This is a genomic window from Candidatus Streptomyces philanthi (assembly GCF_059553635.1).
Window position 1 is genome coordinate 1 of sequence record NZ_JCANQV010000606.1, and the last position, 1321, is coordinate 1321.

Sequence of the window (1321 nt, forward strand, 5' to 3'; positions counted from 1 at the left end):
GCGGACCGGCAGCTCCGCCGCCAGGGAGGCGGCCGCCCGCACCAGCGGCAGCGCCAGCAGCGCCCCCGTCCCCTCGCCGGCGGTGACGCCGTGGTCCAGCAGCGGGTCGAGCGCGAGCCGGTCCAGCGCCTTGGCCTGCGCCGGCTCCCCGCTCGCCTGCCCGGCCAGCCACCAGTCCGGGGCCCGGAACGCGACCCGCTGCCCCACCAGCGCGCAGGCCGCCGACACCACGCCGTCCAGGATCACGGGCGTGCGCCGTACCGCGCTCTGGAGCAGGAAGCCGGTGATCGCGGTGAGGTCGGCGCCGCCGGTCGCGGCCAGCAGCGCGAGCTGGTCGCCGAGGACCGGGCGGGCCCGGCGCAGCGCGTCGCGGATCGCGGCGCACTTGCGCATCCAGGCCAGGTCGTCGATGCCGGCGCCGCCGCGGCCGGTGACGACGGAGGCGTCGGTGCCGCACAGCGCCGCGATCAGGGTGCTCGCCGCCGTCGTCCCGCCGACGCTGAGATCGCCCAGCACCACCACGTCCGTACCGGCGTCCGCCTCCTCGTCCGCCACGGCCATCCCGGCCCGGAACGCGGCCTCGGCCTCCTCGGGCGTCAGCGCGTCCTCGACGTCGATCCGGCCCGAGCCGCGGCGCACCCGGTGGCGGGTGACCTCCTCGGGCAGCTCACCGGGGTCGCAGTCCACCGCCATGTCCACCACACGGACGCCCGCACCGGCCTCCCGGGCCAGCACCGCGACCGGGCTCGCCCCGTCCAGCACGGCCCGTACGAGGTCCTTGGTGCCGCCCGCGGCCCGCGCCGAGACGCCCAGCCCCGCCACGCCGTGGTCGCCCGCGAACAGCAGCACCCGGGGGCGGGCCAGCGGCCGTACCGGGACGTTCTGCTGGGCGGACGCCAGCCAGGCGCCCAGCTCGTCGAGACGGCCGAGCGCACCGGGCGGCAGGGCGGTACGGGCCCGGCGCTCCTCGGCGTCACGGCGCGCGCCGGCGTCGGGGCGCTCGATCAGATGGGCGAAGTCATCGAGGTTCAGGGCGCTCATTGGGCGCAGATTACCGGCAACGGCCCAGCGGTGCGCCCGTGGTGGCGGCCGGTCCGCACGGGGAGTACGGGGGCGTGTGCCCCGGCCTGCCGCCGGTGGCGCGCCCCGCCCGCGACGGCCCTGCCTACCCCTCCCCGAACTCCACCTCGCACACCCACGGGGCCAGCGCGCGCAGCAGGGGCGGGCGGTGGGCGCGGGAGTCGGGGAGGGGGAGTTCGCGGGCCGCCGTGATGGCGGGGTGGGCGCGGACGATACGGGGGATCTCGGCACGGTCCAGCCC

General features: G+C 78.6%; 1 protein-coding gene. It reads right to left on the reverse strand.

Annotated features, from left to right (window positions below; all coding sequences use genetic code 11):
* Positions 1–1041: nicotinate-nucleotide--dimethylbenzimidazole phosphoribosyltransferase (gene cobT, locus AC51EU_RS30575; RefSeq protein ID WP_496270340.1), on the reverse strand; the 1041-nt coding region annotated here is incomplete at its 3' end.
* Between the last annotated feature and the right edge of the window lie 280 nt (positions 1042–1321).